This window comes from Actinomycetospora sp. TBRC 11914 (assembly GCF_012933465.1).
Taxonomy (GTDB): Bacteria; Actinomycetota; Actinomycetes; order Mycobacteriales; family Pseudonocardiaceae; genus Actinomycetospora.
This window is the reverse complement of record NZ_JABBND010000012.1, coordinates 122,373-144,682: the sequence shown is the minus strand read 5'-3', so window position 1 is coordinate 144,682 and position 22,310 is coordinate 122,373. Positions and strand designations below refer to the sequence as shown.

Below are 22,310 nucleotides of genomic sequence, written 5' to 3'. Positions count from 1 at the left end.
GTCAGTGCGCTCCGGCGAGGACGGGGGTTTCGGAGGCTGGGCTCTGCTGATCGGCGCAGAGGTCGAGGAACTCCTGGCGGAAGTACTTGATCCCGCTGGTGATCGGGGACACCGCGCCGTCGCCCAGCGCGCAGAACGAGCGGCCGAGCACGTTGGAGCAGACGTCGAGCAGGGTGTCGATGTCCGACTCGGTGCCCCGGCCCTCGGTGAGCCGGCGCAGGATCCCGGCCAGCCAGTAGCAGCCCTCGCGGCACGGGGTGCACTTGCCGCAGGACTCGTGCTCGTAGAACTCGGTCCACTTCATGACCGCCCACGGCACGGACACGGTCTCGTTGAAGATCATGAGCGCGGTGGTCCCGAGCATGGACCCGGCCTCGGCCGCGCCCTCGAAGTCCAGCGGGACGTCGAGGTGCTCGGCGGTGAACAGCGGCGTGGACGAGCCGCCCGGCGTCCAGAACTTGAGCGGGATCCCGTCCTTCATCCCGCCCGCCATCTCGAGGAGCTCGCGCAGGGTGGTGCCCAGCGGCGCCTCGTACTGTCCGGGCCGCTCGACGTGCCCGGACAGCGAGTAGATCTTCGGGCCGGGCGAGCGCTCGCGGCCCATCGTCCGGAACCAGTCCTTGCCGCCCGCGACGATCGACGGGACCGTCGCGATCGTCTCGACGTTGTTGACCACCGTCGGGGCGGCGTAGAGACCCGCCGTCGCCGGGAAGGGCGGCTTGAGACGGGGCTGCCCGCGCCGGCCCTCGAGGGAGTCCAGCAGCGCGGTCTCCTCGCCGCAGATGTACGCGCCGGCCCCGGCGTGCACGACGATGTCGAGGTCGAAGCCGCTGCCGTGGATGTCCCGGCCGAGGTGCCCGGCGTCGTACGCCTCCTTGACCGCCCAGTGCAGCCGCCGGAGGGCGTGGACGACCTCGCCGCGCACGTAGATCGCGCAGAAGTTCGCGCGGATCGCGTAGCTGGTGATGATGCAGCCCTCGATGAGGCTGTGCGGGTCGGCCATCATCAGCGGGACGTCCTTGCAGGTCCCGGGCTCACCCTCGTCGGCGTTGATGACGAGGTACTTCGGCTTGAACTGCGGGGCGTCCTTCGTGGCCGCGGTCGGCTCCTCGCCCGGCTTGGGCTGCGGGATGAACGACCACTTCATGCCGGTCGGGAAGCCCGCGCCGCCGCGGCCGCGCAGCCCGGAGTCCTTGACCAGGCTCACCAGGTCCGCCGGGTCGGTGGCGAAGGCGGTGTCGAGCGCCTCGTAGCCGCCGAGCTCGGTGTAGTGGCGCAGCGTCCAGGACTCCGGCAGCAGCCAGCGCCGTGTCAGCACCGGGGTCAGCGGGTCGGGCGTGTACTCCTCCGGCCCAGGCTCGGTCATGACGCACCTCCGGGCAGGGTGGTGGACTCGGTGGTCCGGTCGGGTCCTCGCTCGGGCATCGGCGGGGCGGTCCAGCCGCGCTCCTCGGCGAGCCGGGCGCCGGCGAGCGTCGAGGGGTCGGCGCTCGGTCCGGCGTTGGCGGCGGCGCCACCGACCTCGGGCTCGTCGAAGAAGCCGGCGAGCAGGAGCTCGACGGAGCGGAAGTCGGTCAGCGGGGCGCCCCGGGTGGGGTGCGGCTTCTCGCCGCGCTGCAGGGCGTCGAGGATCTCGAGCGCACTGTCGACGGTCTGCCGGTCGAAGAACTCGTAGTCGACGGTCAGCACGGGGGCGAGGTCGCAGGCGGCGAGGCACTCGGCGTGCTCGATGGTGAGCGAGCCGGGCTCCCCCGGCGTGCCGCTGGTCTCCTCGTGCCCGATGCCGCCGAGGCGTTCGCGGACCGCGGCGTAGATGTCGTCGCCGCCCAGCGCTGCGCACAGCGTGTTGGTGCAGACGCTGACGAGGTGCTCGCCGACCGGCTCGCGCTTGTACATCGTGTAGAAGGTCGCGACGGCCGAGACCTCCGCGGGCGTGATGTCGAGGACGTCGGCGCAGAACGCGACGCCGGCCCGGCCGACGTGGCCCTCGACGTGCTGCACGAGGTGCAGCAGCGGCAGCAGCGCCGAGCGCGGCTGCGGGTAGCGGGCGACGATCGCGGCGGCGCGCTCGCGCTGGCCGTCGAAGATCGACAGATCGACCTCATCGACGGTCCGCCCGGTCGAGCTCCGCCGCGCCACGTCTTCCGTCGACGTCATCGGTCACACCCACCCATCACCGGATCGAGGCTGGCCAGGGCCGCGATGACGTCGGAGACCATCCCGCCCTCGCACATGGCGGGCGCGGCCTGGAGGTTGACGAAGCTGGGGTCGCGCAGGTGCACGCGCAGCGGGCGGGTGCCGCCGTCGGAGACCAGGTGCGCCCCGAGCTCGCCGCGCGGCGACTCGATCGGCACGTAGGCCTGCCCCGGCGGGACCTTGAAGCCCTCGGTGACCAGCTTGAAGTGGTGGATCAGCGACTCCATCGACTGGCCCATGATCTTGCGGACGTGCTCGAGCGAGTTGCCCATGCCGTCGGCGCCGATCGAGAGCTTCGCCGGCCAGGCGATCTTGGCGTCCTCGACCATCGTCGGGCCGGGCTCGAGCGCCTCCACGGCCTGCCGGATGATCCGCAGCGACTGGTGCATCTCCTCGACCCGCAGCTTGTAGCGGGCGAAGGAGTCGGCGGCGTTGTCGACCGGGACCTCGAAGTCGTACTGCTCGTAGCCGAGGTAGGGGTCGACCTTGCGCAGGTCCCAGGCCAGGCCCGCGGAGCGCAGGATCGGCCCGGTGACGCCGAGCGAGAGGCACCCGTCGAGCGGGAGGTAGCCGATCCCGACGAGGCGCTGCTGCCAGATCGCGTTGCCGGTCAGGAGCTGGTGGAAGCCGGGCAGGCGGGAGTCCATGACGTCGCAGAACTCGAGGATCCGCTTCTCGGCGCCCTCCGGGAGGTCCTGGACGACGCCGCCGGGGCGGATGAACGCGTGGTTCATGCGCAGACCGGTGAGGAACTCGAGCAGGTGCAGGACCTCCTCGCGCTCCCGGAACCCGTTGGTCATGCCGGTGAGCGCGCCGAGCTCCATGCCGCCGGTCGCCAGGGCGACCAGGTGCGAGCCGATCCGGTTGATCTCCATGAGGAGCACCCGGACGACCTGGGCCCGCGTCGGGACCTCGATGCCGAGCAGCCGCTCGGTCGACATGCAGTAGGCGGTCTCGGTGAACAGCGGCGAGAGGTAGTCCGCGCGCGTCACGAACGTGACGCCCTGGGTCCAGGTGCGGTACTCGCAGTTCTTCTCGATGCCGGTGTGCAGGTAGCCGATCACCAGCCGGCAGTCGGTCACCGTCTCGCCGGAGATCTCCAGGACGAGGCGCAGCACGCCGTGGGTCGAGGGGTGCTGCGGCCCCATGTTGATGACGATGCGCTCGTCGCCGGTGGTCTCGCCGAGCAGCTCGTCCCAGTCGCCGCCGGTGACCGTGTAGACGGTGCCCTCGGTGGTCTCGCGGGACGAGGCCCCGAAGGGATCGGACGCTGCGGGGTCGGACGCTGCGGGGTCCAGGCCCCGGTCGATGTCGGTCACGTGTACGCCCTCCGCTGGTCGGGCGGCGGGATCTCGGCGCCCTTGTACTCGACCGGGATGCCGCCCAGCGGGTAGCTCTTGAGCTGCGGGTGGCCGTTCCAGTCGTCCGGCATGAGGATCCGGGTCAGGCTCGGGTGGCCGTCGTAGACGATGCCGAACATGTCCCAGGTCTCGCGCTCGTGCCAGTCCGCCGTCGGGTAGATCGACACGAGCGACGGGCAGTGCGGGTCGTCGAGGTCCAGGCAGACCTCGAGGCGCAGCCGCCGGCGGTAGGTCATCGACAGCAGCTGCACCACCGAGTGCAGCTGCTGCGGGATGCCCTCGCCGTAGTCGACGCCGGACACCCCGGAGCAGAACTCGAAGCGCAGCGCGGGGTCGTCGCGCAGCGTGCGGGCCAGCGTCGGGAGGTGCTCGCGGGCGACGTACCAGGTCATCTCGCCGCGGTCGACGGTCACCTGCGGGACGGCGTCCTCGAAGGCCAGGCCGCCCTCCTCCAGCGCGGCCGCGGTCTCGTCGACGACCTCGTCGAACCAGCCGCCGTACGGGCGCTCGGCCGGGGCCGGCGCGTAGGCGGGCAGCCGCAGGCCGCCGAACCCCGAGGTGTCGCCGGAGCCGTGGATGCCGAACATGCCCTCGCGGGCGCGCCCGGTCACCGTCGGCGCGTGCGGCCGGTGCTGCTCGAGCGGGCCCTGGGCCACGGCCCCGGCGCTCGAGGAGTTGGTGGCCCCCGTCGGGCCGCTGGCGCCGCCGGCCCCCGTCGCGGGGACGCCGGGCTGCTTCTCGTCGTCGGCCATGGCGCTCTAGGACTCCCGCCCGTACTTGACCGACGAGGGCAGCAGCTCGAGCTTCTCGCCCTGCGCGCGGCGCTCGGCGGCGAGCTCGGCGCGCACCGGGCCGAGCGGCTCGTGCTGGATCTTCTGGTGCAGCTTGAGGATCGCGTCGATGAGCATCTCGGGCCGCGGCGGGCAGCCCGGGAGGTACATGTCGACGGGGACGACGTGGTCGACGCCCTGGACCACGGCGTAGTTGTTGAACATCCCGCCCGACGACGCGCAGACCCCCATCGCGAGCACCCAGCGGGGCTCGGCCATCTGGTCGTAGATCTGGCGCAGGACCGGGGCCATCTTGTTGGTGACGCGGCCCGCCACGATCATCAGGTCGGCCTGGCGGGGGCTGGGCCGGAAGACCTCCATGCCGAAGCGGCCGAGGTCGTAGCGCGGTGCCCCCGAGGTCATCATCTCGATCGCGCAGCAGGCCAGCCCGAACGTGGCCGGCCACAGCGACGCCTTGCGGGTCCAGTTGACCAGTCCCTCGACGGTGGCCAGCAGGATCCCGTTGGGCAGCTTCTCCTCGAGTCCCATGTCTCGGACCTCCTAGGTCCAGTCCAGGCCGCCGCGCCGCCACACGTAGGCGTAGGCGAACGCGACGGTCCCGATGAACAGCACGACCTCGACGAGCCCGAACAGGCCGAGGGCGTCGATGTTGATCACGAACGGGTAGAGGAACACCATCTCGACGTCGAAGAGGATGAACAGCATCGCCGTGAGGTAGTACGCGACCGGCACGCGGCCGCCGCCCACGAGCGGCTGCGGCGAGGGCTCGATGCCGCACTCGTAGGTGTCGAGCTTGGCGCGGTTGTAGCGCCGCGGGCCGATGTACGGCGCCGCCGTCACCGAGAAGAGCGCGAACCCTCCCGCGAGGATGAACATGACGAGGAGGGGCACGTAGGCCGTGAGTCCGGCCGCCCCCGGGCCCTGCATCGCGGAGTCCTCCTGCACGGTGGTCGTGGCTGTCGTTCGTCGTCGCTGGTCCTGCGGGGTGCCGCCCGAGGAACCGTGCTCCTCGCCACTGCCTGGGTGGTGTCGGAGGTCACCTGTGCCGGACGGACCTGGACCCTACGGAGCGCGGTGGATCGCGCCCCAGATGAGGGTCGCCTTACTCGTGGTCGGGTGCTCGTCTCACGCGGCGCGATCCCTCCCCGACGCCGAGCGGGTGGTCGGCCTGGCGTGCCGGGCGGGGCGCCCGACGGACGGCGGCGCGTCCGGGAGCTGCGGGGTCAGCCGCAGCAGCAGCTCGAGGAGCCGGTCGGAGACGTCGCCGTCACGGCGGTCGTGCAGGTTCGCGAGCAGCTTGAGCAGGAACCGCATGAGCGCCTGGCGCGGCAGTCCGTGGCGGGCCGTGTACTGCACCAGCCACGGGTGGCGCAGCGCGTGGGCGAAGCGGTTGCCGAGCCGGTAGTAGCTGGCGAGCTCGGCCCGGACCGCCGCCGGGTAGCCCTCCAGCGCGCGCTCCCGGGCGGGGCCCTCGGACCTAGCCCGCGCCTGGAGCACCGCCTCGGCCGCGAGGGCGGCCGACTGCATGGCGTAGGCGATGCCCTCGCCGTTGAAGGAGTTGACCATGCCCCCCGCGTCGCCGACGAGCAGCAGCCCGTCGGCGTAGACCGGGGTGCGGTTGAACCCCATCGGCAGCGCGGCGCCGCCGATCTCGTTCACCGCGTTCTCCTCGGTGAAGCCCCACTCCGCGGGCAGCGAGTCGCACCAGGCCCGCAGCATCGCCCGGTAGTTCGACCCCGTCGCGTTCGACTGGTCGAGGATGCCGAGCCCGACGTTGGCCGTCCCGTCGCCCATGCCGAACACCCAGCCGTAGCCGGGCAGGAGACGGTCCTGGTCAGCTCGATCTGGTCGAGCTCCGCTCCGCTTCGTCTCCCCGGAACGGTCCCAGAGCTCGAGGTGGGTCTCGAGGAAGTCGTCGTCGCTGCGGGGGCTCGTGTAGTACCGGCGGACCGCGACGCCGAGCGGCCGGTCGTCCCGCTTGCCGATCCCGCGGGAGAGCGCCGTGCGCGCGCCGACCCCGTCGGCGGCGACCACGAGCGGCGCACGGTAGGTGACGGCCTCGCGCTCCGGCCCGCGGCGGGCCTCGACCCCGACGACGCGGCCGGTCCGCTCGTCGGTCAGCGCGCCGGAGACCGCGGTCTGCTCCTCGACCCGCGCCCCGGCGGCCCGCGCGTGGTCGGCGAGCATCTGGTCGAAGTCGCGGCGCGGCCGCACGAGCCCGTAGGGCGGGAAGCTGGTGAGCTCGGGCCAGGGCAGCTCGACCGAGAGCCCGCCGCCGAGCACCCGCAGGCCCTTGTTGTGCAGCCAGCCGGCCTCCTCGCGGGTGTCGATCCCGAGGTCGATGAGCTGCTTGACCGCGCGCGGGGTCAGCCCGTCCCCGCACACCTTCTCGCGGGGGAACGCCGACTTCTCGAGCACGAGCACGTCGAGCCCGGCCCGGGCGAGATAGGTGGCCGCGGTGGAGCCGGCGGGGCCGGCGCCGACGACGATCACGTCGGCGGAGGCCTGGCCACCCCTGTCGCCCCCGACGGTCCGCCGGGTGCGCTCGTGGTGGTGAGCGGACACCGTGGCTCCTTGTGAATTCGTTCACTAGCTCCGGGCGCGCTCAGTCTAGGCATGTTGCGTGCGACACGCTCGGTGGAATCGCGATTCGACCGTGACGGAGCCGGGAACCTCCTTCGATTGCGGCTGTCCGGGGCGGCCAAGCAAGATCAGGAGCACCTGAGGCACGTCAACCCGCCCTGCGGGATGCGCACCGTGCCCCTCGCCGAGCCAAACGATCGGGCCGACCGGACCCGCGCCTACCGGACCGCGGTGTGGAGGGCGACGATCCCGCCCGTGAGGTCCCGCCAGCTCACAGCGCCCCACCCGGCGGCCGTGATGCGGCGGGCCATCGCCCGCTGGTCGGGCCACGCCCGGATCGACTCGGCCAGGTACACGTACGCGTCCGGGTTCGAGCTGACCGCGCGCGCCACCCGCGGGAGCGCCCGCATGAGGTAGTCGGTGTAGACCCGGCGGAAGGGCGCCCACGTCGGGGTCGAGAACTCGCAGATCGCGAGCCGCCCGCCGGGCCGGGTCACCCGGGCGAACTCGGCCAGCGCGGCGTCCGGGTCGACGACGTTGCGCAGGCCGAAGGACATGGTCACGGCGTCGACCGACGCGTCGGGCAGCGGCAGGCTCATCGCGTCCGCGGCGACGTAGGGGACCTCGCCCGCGTGGCGGGCCCGGCCGGCGCGCAGCATGCCGAGCGAGAAGTCGGCGGCGAGGCAGGTGGCCCCGGAGCGGGCGAGCTCCACCGTCGACACCCCGGTGCCGGCGGCGATGTCGAGCACGACCTCGCCCGGTGCCAACGCCAGCGCGTCCCGCGTCGCGCGCCGCCACGCCCGGTCGCGGCCGAAGGACAGCACCGTGTTGGTGACGTCGTAGCGGGCGGCGACGGCGTCGAACATCCGCGCGACCGCGGAGGGATCGCGGTCGAGCCCGGCCCGCGAGCCCCGCTCGGCCGGGCCGGCGGTCACCGCGGCGCCCCCGCCGCCCCGACCGGCTCGCGCTCCGCGTCCTCGTCGGGCCGCGGGTCGGCCTCGTCCGGCGCGGCGTCCGGGGGCGTCGTGGCGTCGGGCGCCACCCCGGGACGGGGCCGGCGCCGCCGCGCGAGCCACCAGGCCAGCGGGCCGAGCACCACCCAGACGCCGGCCACCCCGAGGGCGACGGGCAGGAGCCCCGCGGTCCAGTTCCGGCCGGCGACGCGCACCAGCTCGGGCTTGTCGCGGTCGTACTCGACGAGCACGTAGTTGCCCGGCTCGAGGCCACGCGGGTAGAGCACCCCGGTGTCGGGCGTGAGCACGGCACCGTCGGCGGCGGTGTAGCGGATGAAGGTGTGCTGGGCGTCGGAGCCCTCGAGCACCTCGCCGACGGCCACCCCGCGGTCGGCGGTGATCGCCGCGTCGTTGCGCGCGGCCCCGACGAGGACGAGCACCGCGAGCGTCGAGAGCACCAGCCCGAGACCCACGACGATGGCCGGCGCGCGGCGCACGACGGGGGCCAGGACCAGCAGCGTGGCGTGCAGCGCCTGCCCGGCGCCGCGTCGCGCGACCCGGGCGCGATGGGTGACCAGCGCGCGCAGATCCGTCACGCCGACCAGGGTAGTGAGGACGGGCGGGAGGCCCTCGTCGGGAGCGGGTCCGTGCGCCGGTCGGGTGACCTCGCGGGGCGAGCGGGCGGCCACCCACCGATCACCACACCCCCGCCGCACGGCGGGCTCACGAGCGGCTCACCCGGGGGACGAACGGTCGGTGCGCCCGGCGAGGTCGTCGCGGTGGAGCAGGTCGGGCCGCACGCCGCCGGAGCGGTACGCGAGCCGGCCGACCAGGTGGGCGGTCACGGGTGCGGTGACGAGCTGGAAGGCGCCGACGAGCACGAGCATCCAGACGTCGGCGCTGGAGCGCAGCAGGAGCGCGGTGCCGACGACGACGAGGACGAGCCCCGCGGTCTGCGGCTTGGTGGCCGCGTGCATGCGGGAGAGGACGTCGGGCAGGCGCAGCAGCCCGATCGCGGCGGCCAGCGCGAGGAGCGCGCCCAGCACCACGAGCACGGCGCCGACGACGTCGAGGGCGGTCACCGGTCGTCCTCCCCGCGGTCGGTCCGGTCCGCGGCGCCGTGCTCGTCGTGCTGGGCGCGCCGCACGAACCGGGCCACCGTCGACGACCCCAGGAAGCCGACGAGGCTGATCGCGACGACGGCGGGCACGATCGCCGAGTCGCCCGTCAGCGCCACGTGCGCCATCAGCCCGCACATGATCACCGCGACGATCGCGTCGAGGGACACGAGCCGGTCGAGCGTCGACGGGCCGCGCACGAAGCGGACGGTCACCAGCAGCAGGGCCAGCCCGAGCACCCCCAGGGCGACGAGGAGCAGGACGGCGGCGGCGCTCACGGGCGCACCTCCGGGGTGTCGGGGTCCTCGGGCGGGTCGTCGCGCGGGTCGCTGCCCGCCGCCACGCGGGTCGCGTGGTCGGGCACGACGCGCACCCGGTCCACCCCCGCGGCCACCAGGTCGGCCGCGAGCCGGTCGACCTGCCGCCGGAACCGGGCGAGGGCCGCGTCGTCGCCGGCGCCGAGCACGTGGGCCCAGAGCGTCCGCTCCGCGGCGGACGCCTCGACGACGACGCTGCCCGGGACCAGCGAGAGGCACTCGACGAGCAGGGCCATCAGCAGCTCCGAGTCGTCGGGCACCTCGACCGCGACGATCGAGCTGCGGATCGGCGGCCCGGGCCGGACCGACTGCCAGGCCACCTGCACGCTCGACACCGCGAGGTCGCGGGCCACGTCGAGCACCACCCGCAGCAGCCCGAGCGGGCGCAGCCCGCCGTCCGAGGACACCGCGGGCAGCGGGAAGAGCAGGAGGACGGCCAGGGCCACGACGATCCCGCCGAGCAGGTTCGCCCACGAGAACGTGCCCCAGAGCAGGACCCAGACGAGCGTCAGCCACGCCACGCGCAGCAGCCGCGGGCGGGGCAGCCGCCGCCCGCTCACCGGGTCACCCGGGTGTCGACGGTCTGGGAGAACACGGCGGAGACGTAGGGAGTGCGGGCGAGGAGGTCGCCCGCGGCACGGTCGGTGTAGGCGTAGAGCGCGCCGGCGACCACGGTGAGCGCCAGCCCGACGGTCACCAGCGCCACCGTCGCGCCGGTCATGAGTGCGGGCAGCGCCACCCGGGTGCGCTCCCCGGCCCGCCGCGCCGGCGTGCCGAGCAGCTCGCCGGAGTACGCGGCCGTGCCCGGCCCGCGCGGCGGGCCGGCGCCGATGAGCACCGGGTACCGGTCCTCGTCGTCGGAGCGTCCGGAACGGTCGGGACCGGCGGGACCGGCGCGGTCGTCGGCGGGCTCCTCGGCCGGGAGCTGGTCGACCGGGCGCCAGAACGCGAGCACCCACACCTTCGCCATCGCGTACAGCGTGAGCAGGCTGGTCAGCGCCGCCCCGCCGACGAGCAGCCACGCGAGCACCGAGCCGTCCTGGACGCCGGCCTCGACCAGCCCGAGCTTCCCGACGAACCCCGACAGCGGCGGGATGCCGCCGAGGTTGATCGCGGGCAGGAAGAACAGCACGGCCAGGAGCGGGGAGGCGGCCGCGAGCCCGGCGAGCCGCGTCGTCGACGTGGAGCCCCCGACGCGTTCGACGAGGCCCGCGACGCAGAACAGCGCGGCCTGGACGGTGATGTGGTGGACGACGTAGAAGATCGCCGCCCCGAGGCCCGCCGGCGTCGCCAGCGCCACCCCGAAGACCATGTAGCCGATGTGGCTGACCAGCGTGAACGACAGGACGCGCTTGAGGTCCTCCTGGGCGATCGCGCCGAGCGCCCCGATCACCATCGTCGCCAGGGCCGCGATCATCAGGACGTCGTCGGCGACCGGCGAGATCGGGAACAGCAACGTCTGCGTGCGGATGATCGAGTAGACGCCGACCTTCGTGAGCAGGCCGGCGAAGACCGCGGTGACCGGGGCGGCCGCAGTCGGGTAGGAGTCGGGGAGCCACGCCGAGAGCGGGAAGACCGCGGCCTTGATGCCGAACGCGGTGAGCAGCACCAGGTGGATCGCGAGCTGCGTGCCCGGCGGCACCGACGCCATCCGCACCGAGATCTGCGCCAGGTTCAGCGTGCCCACCGCGGCGTAGACCAGCGCGATCCCGATGAGGAAGACCAGCGAGGACAGGACGTTCACGACGACGTAGGTCAGGCCCGCGCGCACCCGCGACCGCGTTCCGCCCAGGGTGAGCAGCACGTAGCTCGCCATGAGGAGGACCTCGAACCCGACGTAGAGGTTGAACAGGTCGCCGGAGAGGAACGCGTCGGCGACGCCGGCCGTGAGCACCAGGTAGGTCGGGTGGAAGATCGAGACCGGGGTGCGGGCGTCGTCGTCGCTGGTGCCCTGGCCGATCGCGTAGAGCAGTACCAGCAGCGTCACGGTCATCGACGTCAGGAGCATGACCGTCGACAGGCCGTCGGCGACGAGCGTGATCCCCAGCGGCGCGGGCCACGACCCGACGGTGACCACCTTCGGCCCGCCCGCGGCGCCGGCGAGCAGGACCGCCGAGATCGCCACCACCGCGGCGAGCACGCCGACCGAGACGGTGCGCTGCGCGGTGGGGCGGCCGGCGAGGACCAGCGCCGCGCCGGCGCCGAGCAGCGGCAGCAGGACCGGCAGCGGCAGGAGGCTCTCGACGAGGCCCGGGGCGGGGTTCACGCCTGCGCCTCCGCCCCGGCCTCGGATCCGGCCCGGTCGTCGTCGGTGTCGGAGACCTCCTCGCAGCCGGTGGTGTCGAGCTCGTCCTCGTCGACCTGCTCGCCCCGGGCCAGCCGGCGGCGCACCGAGCGGTCCTCGGTGTCCTCGGTGAGGTCGTCCTCGCGGTCGAGCGTCCAGGACCGGTGGATGATCGCCAGCAGGAACGCGGCGACGCCCAGGGTGATGACGATGGCGGTGAGCACCAGGGCCTGCACCAGCGCGTCGCTCATCGCCGCCTCGGGCGCGCGCCCGACGAGGGCCGCGGCCCCCGTCGGCCCGCCGGCGGAGATCACGAGCAGGTTGGTGGCGTTGCCGAGGACGAGGATGCCCAGCAGCACCCGGGTGAGGCTGCGGTCGAGCAGCAGGTAGACGCCCGCGGTGTAGAGCACGGCGATGAGCATGAGCAGCAGCCACGAGGTGGTCACGGGCGCACCTCCGATCCGGTGGTGACGGGGGTGGGGTCCGGGGTCGCCGGGGTGTCGCCGAGCCGGTCGAGCTCGGCGCCGAGGCTGCGCAGGATGTCCAGCACGAGGCCGACCACGATGAGGTACACGCCGACGTCGAAGAACAGCGACGTCACGAGCTTGACGTGGCCGAGGACGGGGACGTCGAGCTCGAGCACCGCGGTCTGCAGCACCTCGCCGCCGAGGACGAGCCCGGCCAGGCCGGACAGCCCGGCGCACAGCAGGCCCGCGCCGAGCAGCGTGCCCGCCTCGACCGGTGCCGCCTCCCCCAGCTCGTAGCGCCCGCCCGCCACGTAGCGCGCCACGAGCGCGAGCCCGGCCAGCAGCCCGCCGGCGAACCCGCCGCCCGGCGCGTTGTGCCCGGCGAACAGGAAGTACACCGACACCACCATGATCGTCGGGAAGACGAGCCGGGTGACGACCTCGAGGAGCAGCGTGCGCTCGGTCGCCGCGGGTCCGGGGCGCGCCCGGCGCGCGAGCCGTTCGAGCGTCGGGCCGCGCAGCCAGGCCGACGGCACGGCCGGATCCGGGGTGGCTGGGTCCGGGATGGCTGGGCCGCGGCGGCGTCGGGACCCGCCCGGCGGGGTCCCGGTGCGGCGGTCCAGGAAGACCAGGCTCGCCACGCCGGTCGCGGCCGCCAGCAGCACCGAGAGCTCGCCGATGGTGTCCCACGCGCGGATGTCGACCAGGGTCACGTTGACGACGTTCTGGCCCGCCCCGAACGCGTAGGCCTGCGACGGGAAGGCCGTCGAGACCGCGGGCAGCGAGCGGACCCCGAGGGCGGCGGCCCCCAGCAGCGCGAGGAGGACCCCGACGGGCGCGGCGATCGCGAGCCGGGCCAGCCGGCGCCGCGGCGAGTGGTGCTCGGTGATGTCCCGGGGCAGGCGGCGCAGCACGAGGACGACCGCGACCAGCGTCATCGTCTCGACGAGGGCCTGGGTGAGCGCGACGTCGGGCGCCCCGGCGAGCGCGAAGACGACCGCGACGGCGTAGCCGAGGCCCCCGACGAGCAGGACCGCGGCGAGGCGGCGCCGGGCGAGCGCGGCCGCCACCGTCGAGACGACGGCGAGGACCCCGGCGACGACCTGGGCCGGGGAGTCCGCGACGCGGTCGAGACGGATCTCCCCGAGCGCCCCGGTCGCGACCAGGGCGACGCCCGGGCCGGCCAGCAGCACCCCGAGGACGGTGCAGACGACGACGGCGAGCGACCCCCGCTGGGTCTGCGCGGTCACCCGCATCGAGCCCGCCTCGACGGCGTGGACCAGCGCGCGCCAGGTGACCTCGGAGCGGATCGCGGCGAGCGGGCGCAGCGCCGCCGTGCGGGCCGCGATGCGGGGCAGCGCGACGAGCACGCCCAGCACGATCGCGAGCGCCGAGAGCCCGAGCGCGACCGTGACGCCCGGCCAGAGCTTCAGGACGAGCGGGGTGGGGTAGGTCGCGGCGAGCGTGTCGGCGTAGCCGGTGAGCAGGGGCGTGATCAGCCCGATGGCCGGTCCCGCGACGAGACCGGCGAGCCCGAGGACGGCCGGGACGGCGACGAAGAGCGGGCCCGGCCGGATCCACGTCCGGTGCGGGTCGGTGGTGAACGCGTCGGTGAAGGCGCCCACCACGAACCGGGTGCTGTAGGCGACGGTCAGCACCGAGCCGAGGACGACGACGGCGAGCAGGACCGGCGCCGCCGGTCCGTACGAGTCGTGGAGGAACGCCTCGAACGCGCCCTCCTTGGTGACGAACCCGAGCAGCGGCGGTATCCCCGCCATCGAGGCGGCCGCGAGCGTCCCGGCCGCGGCGAGCACGGGCGCGCGGCGGCCGAGGCCGGAGAGCTCCCGCAGGTCCCGCGTGCCGGCGCAGCGGTCGATCACACCGACGGTGAGGAAGAGCGCGGACTTGAACAGCGCGTGCGCGACGACGAGGGCGAGCGCCGCCAGCCCGGCGTCCCGGGTGCCTGCCCCGGCGAGCAGCACCATGAAGCCCAGCTGGGACACCGTCCCGTGGGCGAGCAGCAGCTTGAGGTCGTGCTGTCGCGCCGCCACCACGCCGCCGAGCAGCATGGTCAGCGCCGCCAGCACCGCGATCAGCGGTCGCCAGGCGGCGACGTCGGCGAACCCCGGCGCGAGGCGCAGCACGAGGTAGACGCCGGCCTTGACCATCGCCGCGGCGTGCAGGAACGCGCTGACCGGGGTGGGCGCGGCCATCGCCGAGGGCAGCCAGAAGTGGAAGGGGACCAGCGCGGACTTCGACAGCGCCCCGACGAGCACGCACACGACGCCCGCGGTGACCGCGGCGCCGGAGAGGTGCGGGCCGGCGGCGGCGATCCCCGAGAGCCGGTAGGTGCCGGCGGCCTCGGCGAGGACGACCAGCCCCACCAGCATGGTCAGCCCGCCGGCGGCGGTGACGACGAGCGCCTGCATCGCGGCCGCCCGGCTCGCCCGCTTGTGGGCGTCCTGGCCCACGAGCAGGAACGAGAAGATCGTCGTGAGCTCCCAGCAGACGTAGAGCACGACGACGTCGTCGGCCCACACCAGCGCGAGCATCGCGCCGGCGAAGCCGACGAGGACCGCGGCGAAGCGCCCGAGCCCGCGCGACGACGGGGTGAAGTAGCGCGCGCAGTAGGCGACGACGAGCGCGCCGACGCCGGTGACGAGCAGCGAGAGGGTCGCCGAGAGGGCGTCGAGCCGCACGGCGACCTCGACGCCGAGCGCCGGGATCCAGGAGAACCCCTCGGTGACGGTGCCGCCGGCGACCACGGTGGGCAGCCGCGTGGCGATCCAGGCGCAGGCGGCTGCGGGGACGAGGGCGAGGAGGGCGAACGCGCGGCGCCCGAGGGTGCGCACCAGCGCCGGGGCGAGCAGCGCGGCGAGGGCGTGGACCCCGAGCACCACCAGCAACGGATCGCCCCCTCCGCTCACGCACCGTCGTTGACGATGCTACCGATCGGGGTCGTACCGTCCGGTTTGTCGGGAACAGCGGCCTCACAGCCGATCTGGTAGCGACGCAGCGCGTCCAGGGCGATCTGTCGTTGGCGGTCGGCGAGCCCGCGGCGGTCCGCGCGGTCGACCACGACCTCGACCACCCGGACCCCGCGCCGGCCGGTGGGCGCGAGCGCGGCGGTCAGCTCGGCCGGGCCGGACGGGGCGGTGTGCTCGACGTGGTGGGCCCGGCAGAGCGCCGCCAGGTCGGTGCCGTGCGGCACGGCGAAGACCCGCTCGAAGGCCCCGGCGTACTCCGCGGCGCCCTGCTCGAGCGTGGCGAACACGCTGCCGCCGTCGTCGTTGGCGACCACGACGACGAGCTCGGGCCGCGGCTCGTGCGCGCCGACGAGCAGCCCGCCCGAGTCGTGCAGGAAGGTCAGGTCGCCGAGCAGCGCGTAGGCGGGGCTGTCCTGGGCGAGGGCCGCGCCGGTCGCGAAGGACACCGCGCCGTCGATCCCGGAGACACCGCGGGCCGAGACCACGGTGACGTCCTCGCGCGGCCGCGCGGCGAGGGAGACGTCGCGCACCGGGCTCGAGGAACCGACCACCAGCAGGGCCCCGGCCGGCAGCGCCGCCACCACGGCCGCCGCCAGCGCGGGCCCGGTGCCCTCCTCCACGGCGTCGCCCAGCGCGTCGGCCACCCGGGCGTCGGCGGCGGCCACCCGCGCGCCGTAGTCCTCGTCCACCCCCCACGCCGGCGGCGGGGGCAGCGCCCCGACCTGCGCCGCGGTGCCGGCGACGTCGGTCCACCCGGGCCGCGCCGGCGCGCCCGCCGCCGCGGCGGGGACGACGACGACCTCCACCCGCGGGTCCGCGAGCAGCCGCGAGACCGGCCGGTGCAGCGTCGGGCGCCCGAGGACGACGACCCGGGCCGGCAGCAGCCCGGGGGCGGACCCGCCGAGCGCGGCGTCGAGCAGCCGCGTCCCGGCCCGCAGCCCGCGCCCCCACAGCGGGGAGGTCGGCTCGGCGACGACGGGGACGCCGTCGGGGAGCCCGTCCGGCGCGGCAGCCCCGTGGCCGGCGACGACGACCGTCGGGACCGGGGAGGAGAGGTCGAGCGCCCCGACCCGCGGGGCGCGGGACGCGACCCGCGTCCAGGGGCCGCCGTCGGGACGCCCGGCCGCCCAGCCGGGGAGGTCGGCGTCGTCGTCGGGGTCGGGCTCCCCGGGCACCAGCGGCTCGCGCAGCGGCAGGTCGAGCTGCACCGGGCCCGGGTCGGCGGTGCCGGTGCCCGCCGCCCGGTCGAGCACGCGGCAGACCGCGGCGCGCCACCCCGCCGCGGCGCGGGGGCGGTCCTCGGCGAGCGGGAGCACGACGCTCGCCCGGACCGCGCCGCCGAACAGCCCCGCCTGGTCGACGGTCTGGTTGGCCCCGGTCCCGAGCAGCTCCAGCGGACGGTCGGCGCTGGCCACGACGAGCGGGACCCCGGCGTGGGAGGCCTCGAGCACCGCCGGGTGCAGCTCGGCGACCGCGGTGCCCGAGGTGACGACCACGGGCACCGGACGCCCGGAGGCGGCGGCGAGCCCGACGGCGAGGAAGCCGGCCGAGCGCTCGTCGATGCGCATGTGCAGCCGCAGCCGCCCCGCTGCGTCGGCGGCGTGGGCCGCCAGGAGCAGCGGGGCGTTCCGCGACCCCGGGCACGCGACCACGTCGCGGACGCCGCCGCGGACCCACTCGTCGACGACCACGCGGGCCTGCACGGTCGACGGGTTCACGGCGGGCGAGCGTAGTGAGCGCACGGCCTCCCGGCCGGGCGAACCGCGTCGCGGCGGGCGCCGCGACCCCACCCACATCCCGCGCGGGTGCCACCCACGGCGAGCGGACCGGAGCCAGGAGGCGCGCCGATCGAGCGGCGCTCCACCTCGTCGAGTGACACCCGTGTGGTTGGTGAGGCGCGTGGGGACGTATCGGGGAGCGCCGCGGTGGGGTTGCCCGTCACATGCGCACCTCGCGTCGGCGCCCGCCCGCGCCCACCCCGGTCGTGCTGTGGGTGATCGCCGCGGCCACGGTCCTGCTCCTGGCCACCGGCGTGGCCGCCGCCGGCGCGCCCTCGCCGACCCCCGGCCCGCGGATCCCCGGCACGGACGCCCAGCGCTGGGACCCCGACCTCGCGGGCAGCGCGGTCCGCGTCCAGGTCTCCGGGGGCGCCGCCCGGCTGGCCACCCCCCGCGACGGCGAGCCCGCCGAGCGGGCGGGCAGCCTGCGGGGCGCCACGCGCCAGGGCTTCCTCGACCTCGGGACCCACACGTTCGCGCGTGCGGTCGACCGGGTCGCGGTGCCCGTGACCGCCGACCTGCCCGCCGGGACCTCGGCGGTGGCCTCGGTGCGCGGGCGGGACGACGCCGGACGCTGGTCGGAGTGGGTGCCCGCGACCCCGGGCTCGCCGGCGGTGCTGCCCGCGCCCACCCGGACCGTGGCCCTGCGACTCACCCTCGGCGCGCCCGACACCGGCACCGGCCCGACCGTCCGCGCGGTCTCGGTGCGGGCCGACCGGCAGGTGGGGGCGCAGCGCACCCTCACCCCGCGGGCGTCCTACCGGGTGTTCGCCACCCGCGAGGGCCTGGTCGGCGGCACCACCGCCAACGGCCACGTCATCACCGAGAACGACCAGTTCGTCGCGCTGCCCTCCAGCCACGCCCTCGACGCCGACGGCAAGGGCGACTACACCGTCCGGCTCTGCACCGACGCGGGACGCTGCGCGATCGTGCCCGTCTGGGACGTGGGGCCCTGGAACACCGACGACGACTACTGGAACGCCGCCCCGCCCCGCCAGAACTGGGCGGACCTGCCCCAGGGCACGCCCGAGGCCCAGATGGCGTTCCAGAAGGACTACCACGACGGCGAGGACGGGTTCGGCCGCGAGGTGAAGAACCCGGCGGGGATCGACGTGGCCGACGGCACGTTCCACGCGCTCGGGCTCGGCGACAACTCCTTCGTCACGGTCGACTACCTCTGGACCGGCCGCGCCGGCGAGGCACCCGGTGACATCCACCTCGGCACGGCGGACAGCCCGCAGAACCCCGTGACGATCCGCTCCACCCCCGCGAACGGCGGCACCGACGAGGGCCTGTTCGGCAACGCCGCGCAGGTCGACGTGCAGTGCCACGTCGCGGGCGACTCCGTGACCGGCAGCCACGGCACCAGCACCGACTGGCTGCGCATCGACACCGACCGGTACGTCCCCGCCGCGTGGGTGACGACCGCCACCGCGCCGCCGGCCTGCTGAGGCCCGGCCCGGGCGGGGGCGCCCTCCGGCCACCTGGGAAGGCCGGAGGCGCCCGTCGTCCACGACGGGGCCGCAGGGGCGCTGGCTAGTCTCCGTGCCCATGGCCACCGTCGCGCAATGGGTCGAGGGGGCGCGGCCGCGCACGCTCCCGAACGCGATCGCCCCCGTGGTCGCCGGGTCCGGCGCCGCGGCGTCCGCCGACCTCTTCCGGCCCGTCCCCGCCCTGCTGGCCCTCGTGGTCGCGATGGGAATGATCATCGGCGTCAACTACGCCAACGACTACTCCGACGGCATCCGCGGCACCGACGACGAGCGCGTGGGCCCGATGCGCCTCGTCGGGTCGCGCACCGCGACCCCGGAGGCGGTGCGGACGGCGGCGTTCGTCTCGCTGGGCATCGGGGCGCTCGCCGGGATCGTGCTGCTCGCGGTCAGCGGCGCCTGGTGGCTGCTGGTGGTCGGGGCGGTGTGCCTGGCGGGCGCGTGGTTCTACACCGGGGGCTCGAGCCCCTACGGGTACCGCGGGCTCGGCGAGATCGCGGTGTTCCTGTTCTTCGGGCCGGTCGCGGTGCTCGGTACCGAGTACACCCAGGCCGGGCGGGCGAGCGGGCTCGGGATCGGTGCCTCGGTCGGGGTGGGGCTGCTGTCGTGCGCCGTGCTGGTGGCGAACAACCTGCGCGACGTGCCCTCGGACACCGTCTCCGGCAAGCGGACCCTCGCGGTCATGCTCGGGGAGCGCGACACCCGGGTGCTCTACGCCGCGCTCGTCGTCATCCCGCTGGGCATGAGCCTCGTGCTGAGCCTGCGGGCGCCGTGGGCACTGCTCGGGCTGGTCGCCCTGGTGCTGATCGCCCCGGCGCTGCGCCGGGTGCTCGGCGGCGCGCGCGGGCCGGCGCTGATCCCGGTGCTGCGCGACACCGGGCTGGCCCTGCTCGTGTGGGCGATCGGGACGGCGATCGGCCTGGCGATCGTGACCTAAGGTGCGCTCCGCGCACGTGAGCACTTTCGGTCGTCATAGCGACCGAAAGTGCTCACGAGGCCGCAGGCCACCTACTCCGACGACGGCGGTGGGGGGTCCCCGCGGAGCTCGGCCCGCAGGCGTTCCTTCTGCGCGCGGCGCCCGGCGCCGGCGGCGGCGAGCTCGCGGTTGAGGCGGGCGCGCAGCGGGCGGAAGAGCAGCAGCGAGAGCGGCAGGGCCACGATCAGCGCGACGATCAGCGCCAGCAGCAGCGGCAGGCCGACCAGCACGAGGACGCCGGTGACCACGGCGACGAGCACCACCCGAGCGGCGACGTAGAGCACGATCGCGAGGGCGAGGCCCGACGAGCTCCCCGACGCGGCCGGGGACGCCCCGGGCGTACCGGGACTCGACGCGGTGTCGGGTGACGGGGAGCCGCCCGACGACGATCCAGCGGGTTCCACGTCCCCAGCCTAGGCGCCGCCCCCGTCGCGCGGGCGCGACCCGATCGTCCGTTTCCTGCCTTTGTGAACCTTTTACCTCCGCACTAGCGTTCGAGTACGTGAGGGGTCCGGTGTCACGATTCGCACCAGATCGTCTGCTCCGCCCGACGGCCAGCCGGCCGGGGGCGACAGAACCCTGGGAAGTCGGGCCACACCGGCCCGAGGAGGTGCCGCATGTCTGTCGCACCCGAGGCGACCGAGCGTCTCATGACCCCCGGCGAGGTCGCCGCGATGTTCCGGGTCGACCCGAAGACCGTGACGCGCTGGGCCGCGGCCGGACGCATCGGGTCCATCCGCACGCCGGGCGGACACCGCCGGTTCCGCGAGTCGGAGGTCCGCACCCTCCTCGACGGGCTCACCAGCGAGGCGCACGGCTGAGCACGCGCACGACGCCACGGGACCCGGTCGCGACCACCGTCGCGGCCGGGTCCTCGTGCGTCCGGTGACTCCGCTCACCGTCGCGAACCGTCCACCCGGCGGACCTCGACCGATCGTTCCCCGGACACGTCGGACGACAGGTAGCGTTGGTGGCGCGCGAGCGATCGGCCGCCCCCGTGGGCGTCCCGGAGGAGGTGCGAGTCGTGGTCCTGTTCGTCGTCGCGGTGATGGTGCTGGTGGCGGTCGGAGTGCTGCTCTGGAAGGCCGTCACCGCTCAGGCGCTCGCCACCGGCTCGGGCACGTCCGAGGACGAGGCCCCCACCGGCCCCACCCGCGCACCGGGTGCCGGGCGTGGCCGCGGCACCCGTCCGATCGCCCCGGACGACGACCCAGAGTTCCTCCGCAGCCTCGACGAGCAGGTCAAGCGCGGCCGCACCGACGGGCAGGACCCGTCGTCCGGCGCCTGACCACGCTCCGCACCTCGACCGGATCGCCCGCCGGCCGGACCGGCTCGTGCCAGCAATGGCACATTCCTCGCGTCGGACGACAGAACGGCGCCGTTCACTCCGCGGGTCCGGGCAGACCGTGCCGGCAATGGCACGTTTCTCCCGTGCGACGCGAGGAATGCGCCATTGCTCGCAGCGCGGTGCGTGCGCCCCCGTCAGCGGGGGCCGATGCGGACGCGGGAACCGACGCGGGGGAAGTCGTCGGCGACGACGGCCGCGAGCTCCAGCATCGCCGTGCGGGTGCGGGGGGCGAGCTTCTCCAGCTCGATCTCCGCGCCCTCGTCGAGGTGCGGGTCGAACGGCAGCCGCGCGACGGTGCGGCACCGCGCCGCGAAGTGCTCGGCGACCCGGTCCAGGTCGACCCCGCCCGAGGAGCGCCGCACGTAGTTGATGACGGCGGTGGACCGGGTCACGAGGTCGCCGTAGCCGTGCGCGTCCAGCCAGTCGAGGGTGGCCGACGCGCTGCGGGCCCCGTCGATCGAGGACGAGGAGACCACGACCAGCGAGTCGGCCACGTCGAGGACGCCCCGCATCGCCGAGTGCATCAGGCCGGTCCCGCAGTCGGTGAGCACGATGTTGTAGAAGTGCTCGAGGAGGTCGACCGCGCGCCGGTAGTCGAGCTCGCTGAACGCCTCGGACACCGCCGGGTCCTGCTCGCTGGCGAGGACCTCGAGCCGTGACGGTCCCTGCGAGGTGTAGGCCCGCACGTCGGAGTAGCGCCGGACGAGGGCGGCGTCGCGCAGCAGGTGGCGCACGGTCGCCGTCGTCTCGACCGGCACCTTCTCGGCGAGCGTCCCGCGGTCGGGGTTCGCGTCGACGGCCACCACGCGGTCGCCGCGCAGCGACGCGAACGTCGCTCCCAGGGCCGCCGTCGTGGTCGTCTTCCCGACGCCGCCCTTGAGGCTCAGCATCGCGATCTTGTAGCAGCCCTGCAGCGGCTGGTTGACCCGCGCGACGAGCGCCCGCCGCGCGGCGTCCGCCTCGCTCTCCCCCGGGTTCACCACGCCACCGCTCGCGACGTAGACCGCCCGGCGCCACCCGGTGCGAGGGACGGGCCGGGCCGGGCGGAGCAGCTGGGCGGACGACAGGTCGGACAGCGCGGGCGGACCCGTCGGCGCCCCGACCGTGGCGACCTCGGTGGACGGACCCGGCGTCGGCGAGGGACCCGCGGCGCCCTCCGGACCTGCTTCCCCGCTGCCGGTCTCCGTCGCGCCGTCGCTGCCCGGCGCGGGTCGCGACGACGGCGCCCCGGGCGCGTCCCGTCCCGGCTCGGCGGCGGGCCGGCGGACGTCCCCGCGGGCGGCGCCGGCGGTGTCGACCTGGTGGGTCGTCTCGGCCGCCAGGTCCTCCTCGGTCCGGGGACCCGACGTCGTGGCACTCGTCGTCGGAGGAGCGGCGTCCGGCGTCGTCGTGCCCGGGGCCGCCGCACCCTCCCCCGCCGGACGCCCCGTCGTGGGGGCGGCGCCGTCCGTCGTCACGCGCTCGCCCGGCTCGTCCTCGCGGCCAGCCATCGTCGGTGCCCCTCCCTCGTCACCGGCGCCGGATCGGCGGCGCAGCTCCGGCCGCCCGACCGTAACCGGCCGGGACGATCAGGACGAGACGAACGCGGGGATCGGCTCCGGATCTCCGTCGGGACGCCTGGCACCCGGGTCGATCAGCCGCGGGGAGGAGGCGGCCCGGGG

Annotated in this window: 22 protein-coding genes; 4 read left to right on the top strand and 18 right to left on the bottom strand. The window is 75.0% G+C overall.

What is annotated here, in order from left to right:
• Window position 1: 1 nt before the first annotated feature.
• From nuoF to menD, 16 genes are all read right to left on the bottom strand, one after another.
• Window positions 2-1,366, bottom strand: a complete 1,365-nt coding sequence (gene nuoF / locus HH311_RS19105) for an NADH-quinone oxidoreductase subunit NuoF (RefSeq protein WP_169185266.1) — start codon at window positions 1,364-1,366, stop codon at window positions 2-4.
• The gene (gene nuoE, locus HH311_RS19100; RefSeq protein ID WP_169185265.1) at window positions 1,363-2,157 is read right to left on the bottom strand and encodes an NADH-quinone oxidoreductase subunit NuoE; all 795 of its coding nucleotides are present in this window, start codon (window positions 2,155-2,157) and stop codon (window positions 1,363-1,365) included. Before nuoE ends, nuoF begins: the two co-directional genes overlap by 4 nt.
• Window positions 2,154-3,494 carry an NADH-quinone oxidoreductase subunit D gene (locus HH311_RS19095; RefSeq protein WP_211190489.1) on the bottom strand — a complete coding sequence of 447 codons (1,341 nt, stop codon included), beginning with the start codon at window positions 3,492-3,494 and terminating at the stop codon, window positions 2,154-2,156. The genes nuoE and HH311_RS19095 overlap by 4 nt, the downstream gene beginning before the upstream one ends.
• Before the next feature lie 17 nt (window positions 3,495-3,511).
• Entirely contained in the window at window positions 3,512-4,309 is a 798-nt protein-coding gene (locus tag HH311_RS19090; RefSeq protein ID WP_169185264.1) for an NADH-quinone oxidoreductase subunit C, read from the bottom strand.
• 6 nt (window positions 4,310-4,315) lie between these two features.
• The gene (locus HH311_RS19085) at window positions 4,316-4,876 is read right to left on the bottom strand and encodes an NADH-quinone oxidoreductase subunit B family protein (protein WP_169185263.1); all 561 of its coding nucleotides are present in this window, start codon (window positions 4,874-4,876) and stop codon (window positions 4,316-4,318) included.
• A gap of 12 nt (window positions 4,877-4,888) precedes the next feature.
• On the bottom strand, window positions 4,889-5,275 hold the full coding sequence (locus tag HH311_RS19080; RefSeq protein ID WP_169185262.1) for an NADH-quinone oxidoreductase subunit A: 387 nt from the start codon (window positions 5,273-5,275) through the stop codon (window positions 4,889-4,891).
• A 198-nt stretch (window positions 5,276-5,473) separates the two neighbouring features.
• Window positions 5,474-6,841, bottom strand: coding sequence for a geranylgeranyl reductase family protein (locus HH311_RS19075; protein ID WP_312030247.1), 1,368 nt, complete (start codon window positions 6,839-6,841; stop codon window positions 5,474-5,476).
• A gap of 308 nt (window positions 6,842-7,149) precedes the next feature.
• Window positions 7,150-7,866: a demethylmenaquinone methyltransferase gene (locus tag HH311_RS19070; RefSeq protein ID WP_169185260.1), complete on the bottom strand. Its 717-nt coding sequence runs from the start codon at window positions 7,864-7,866 to the stop codon at window positions 7,150-7,152.
• On the bottom strand, window positions 7,863-8,480 hold the full coding sequence (locus HH311_RS19065) for a DUF3592 domain-containing protein (protein ID WP_169185259.1): 618 nt from the start codon (window positions 8,478-8,480) through the stop codon (window positions 7,863-7,865). The genes HH311_RS19070 and HH311_RS19065 overlap by 4 nt, the downstream gene beginning before the upstream one ends.
• Window positions 8,481-8,618: 138 nt before the next feature.
• The gene (gene mnhG, locus HH311_RS19060) at window positions 8,619-8,966 is read right to left on the bottom strand and encodes a monovalent cation/H(+) antiporter subunit G (RefSeq protein WP_169185258.1); all 348 of its coding nucleotides are present in this window, start codon (window positions 8,964-8,966) and stop codon (window positions 8,619-8,621) included.
• Entirely contained in the window at window positions 8,963-9,280 is a 318-nt protein-coding gene (locus tag HH311_RS19055; RefSeq protein ID WP_169185257.1) for a monovalent cation/H+ antiporter complex subunit F, read from the bottom strand. Before HH311_RS19055 ends, mnhG begins: the two co-directional genes overlap by 4 nt.
• A complete protein-coding gene (locus tag HH311_RS19050) occupies window positions 9,277-9,879 on the bottom strand; it encodes a Na+/H+ antiporter subunit E (RefSeq protein WP_169185256.1) in 603 nt (200 codons plus the stop codon). Before HH311_RS19050 ends, HH311_RS19055 begins: the two co-directional genes overlap by 4 nt.
• Window positions 9,876-11,585 (bottom strand): Na+/H+ antiporter subunit D, encoded by a 1,710-nt coding sequence (locus HH311_RS19045; protein WP_169185255.1) that lies wholly within the window; start codon window positions 11,583-11,585, stop codon window positions 9,876-9,878. The genes HH311_RS19050 and HH311_RS19045 overlap by 4 nt, the downstream gene beginning before the upstream one ends.
• The gene (locus HH311_RS19040) at window positions 11,582-12,049 is read right to left on the bottom strand and encodes a Na(+)/H(+) antiporter subunit C (protein WP_169185254.1); all 468 of its coding nucleotides are present in this window, start codon (window positions 12,047-12,049) and stop codon (window positions 11,582-11,584) included. Before HH311_RS19040 ends, HH311_RS19045 begins: the two co-directional genes overlap by 4 nt.
• Window positions 12,046-14,997, bottom strand: coding sequence for a Na+/H+ antiporter subunit A (locus HH311_RS19035; protein ID WP_312030243.1), 2,952 nt, complete (start codon window positions 14,995-14,997; stop codon window positions 12,046-12,048). Before HH311_RS19035 ends, HH311_RS19040 begins: the two co-directional genes overlap by 4 nt.
• Window positions 14,994-16,775, bottom strand: coding sequence for a 2-succinyl-5-enolpyruvyl-6-hydroxy-3-cyclohexene-1-carboxylic-acid synthase (gene menD / locus HH311_RS19030; protein WP_169185253.1), 1,782 nt, complete (start codon window positions 16,773-16,775; stop codon window positions 14,994-14,996). The genes HH311_RS19035 and menD overlap by 4 nt, the downstream gene beginning before the upstream one ends.
• A gap of 224 nt (window positions 16,776-16,999) precedes the next feature.
• Here menD and HH311_RS19025 point away from each other — a divergent pair, with 224 nt between their 5' ends.
• Together HH311_RS19025 and HH311_RS19020 are read left to right on the top strand one after the other, a co-directional pair.
• Window positions 17,000-18,286, top strand: a complete 1,287-nt coding sequence (locus HH311_RS19025) for a hypothetical protein (protein ID WP_169185252.1) — start codon at window positions 17,000-17,002, stop codon at window positions 18,284-18,286.
• A 100-nt stretch (window positions 18,287-18,386) separates the two neighbouring features.
• Complete coding sequence (locus HH311_RS19020) at window positions 18,387-19,262, top strand: 1,4-dihydroxy-2-naphthoate polyprenyltransferase (RefSeq protein WP_169185251.1); 876 nt, start codon at window positions 18,387-18,389, stop codon at window positions 19,260-19,262.
• Window positions 19,263-19,333: 71 nt separating this feature from the next.
• Here the strand turns inward: HH311_RS19020 and HH311_RS33410 are convergent, their stop codons facing one another.
• A complete protein-coding gene (locus tag HH311_RS33410) occupies window positions 19,334-19,705 on the bottom strand; it encodes a DUF4229 domain-containing protein (RefSeq protein WP_312030242.1) in 372 nt (123 codons plus the stop codon).
• A 213-nt stretch (window positions 19,706-19,918) separates the two neighbouring features.
• Here HH311_RS33410 and HH311_RS19010 point away from each other — a divergent pair, with 213 nt between their 5' ends.
• Both HH311_RS19010 and HH311_RS19005 read left to right on the top strand, forming a co-directional pair.
• A complete protein-coding gene (locus HH311_RS19010) occupies window positions 19,919-20,122 on the top strand; it encodes a BldC family transcriptional regulator (RefSeq protein WP_169185250.1) in 204 nt (67 codons plus the stop codon).
• Between the two features lie 203 nt (window positions 20,123-20,325).
• Window positions 20,326-20,589, top strand: a complete 264-nt coding sequence (locus tag HH311_RS19005; protein WP_312030241.1) for a hypothetical protein — start codon at window positions 20,326-20,328, stop codon at window positions 20,587-20,589.
• Between the two features lie 194 nt (window positions 20,590-20,783).
• Here the strand turns inward: HH311_RS19005 and HH311_RS19000 are convergent, their stop codons facing one another.
• Window positions 20,784-22,139, bottom strand: coding sequence for a MinD/ParA family protein (locus tag HH311_RS19000; protein WP_169185249.1), 1,356 nt, complete (start codon window positions 22,137-22,139; stop codon window positions 20,784-20,786).
• Window positions 22,140-22,310: the final 171 nt, after the last annotated feature.

Coding starts and splice junctions, on each gene's coding strand:
- HH311_RS19090 (WP_169185264.1), bottom strand. CDS start 4,309: ATGGCCGACGACGAGAAGCAGCCCGGCGTCCCCGCGACGGGGGCCGGC.
- nuoF (WP_169185266.1), bottom strand. CDS start 1,366: ATGACCGAGCCTGGGCCGGAGGAGTACACGCCCGACCCGCTGACCCCG.
- HH311_RS19010 (WP_169185250.1), top strand. CDS start 19,919: ATGTCTGTCGCACCCGAGGCGACCGAGCGTCTCATGACCCCCGGCGAG.
- HH311_RS19000 (WP_169185249.1), bottom strand. CDS start 22,139: ATGGCTGGCCGCGAGGACGAGCCGGGCGAGCGCGTGACGACGGACGGC.
- nuoE (WP_169185265.1), bottom strand. CDS start 2,157: ATGACGTCGACGGAAGACGTGGCGCGGCGGAGCTCGACCGGGCGGACC.
- HH311_RS19020 (WP_169185251.1), top strand. CDS start 18,387: ATGGCCACCGTCGCGCAATGGGTCGAGGGGGCGCGGCCGCGCACGCTC.
- HH311_RS19080 (WP_169185262.1), bottom strand. CDS start 5,275: ATGCAGGGCCCGGGGGCGGCCGGACTCACGGCCTACGTGCCCCTCCTC.
- HH311_RS19025 (WP_169185252.1), top strand. CDS start 17,000: ATGCGCACCTCGCGTCGGCGCCCGCCCGCGCCCACCCCGGTCGTGCTG.
- HH311_RS19085 (WP_169185263.1), bottom strand. CDS start 4,876: ATGGGACTCGAGGAGAAGCTGCCCAACGGGATCCTGCTGGCCACCGTC.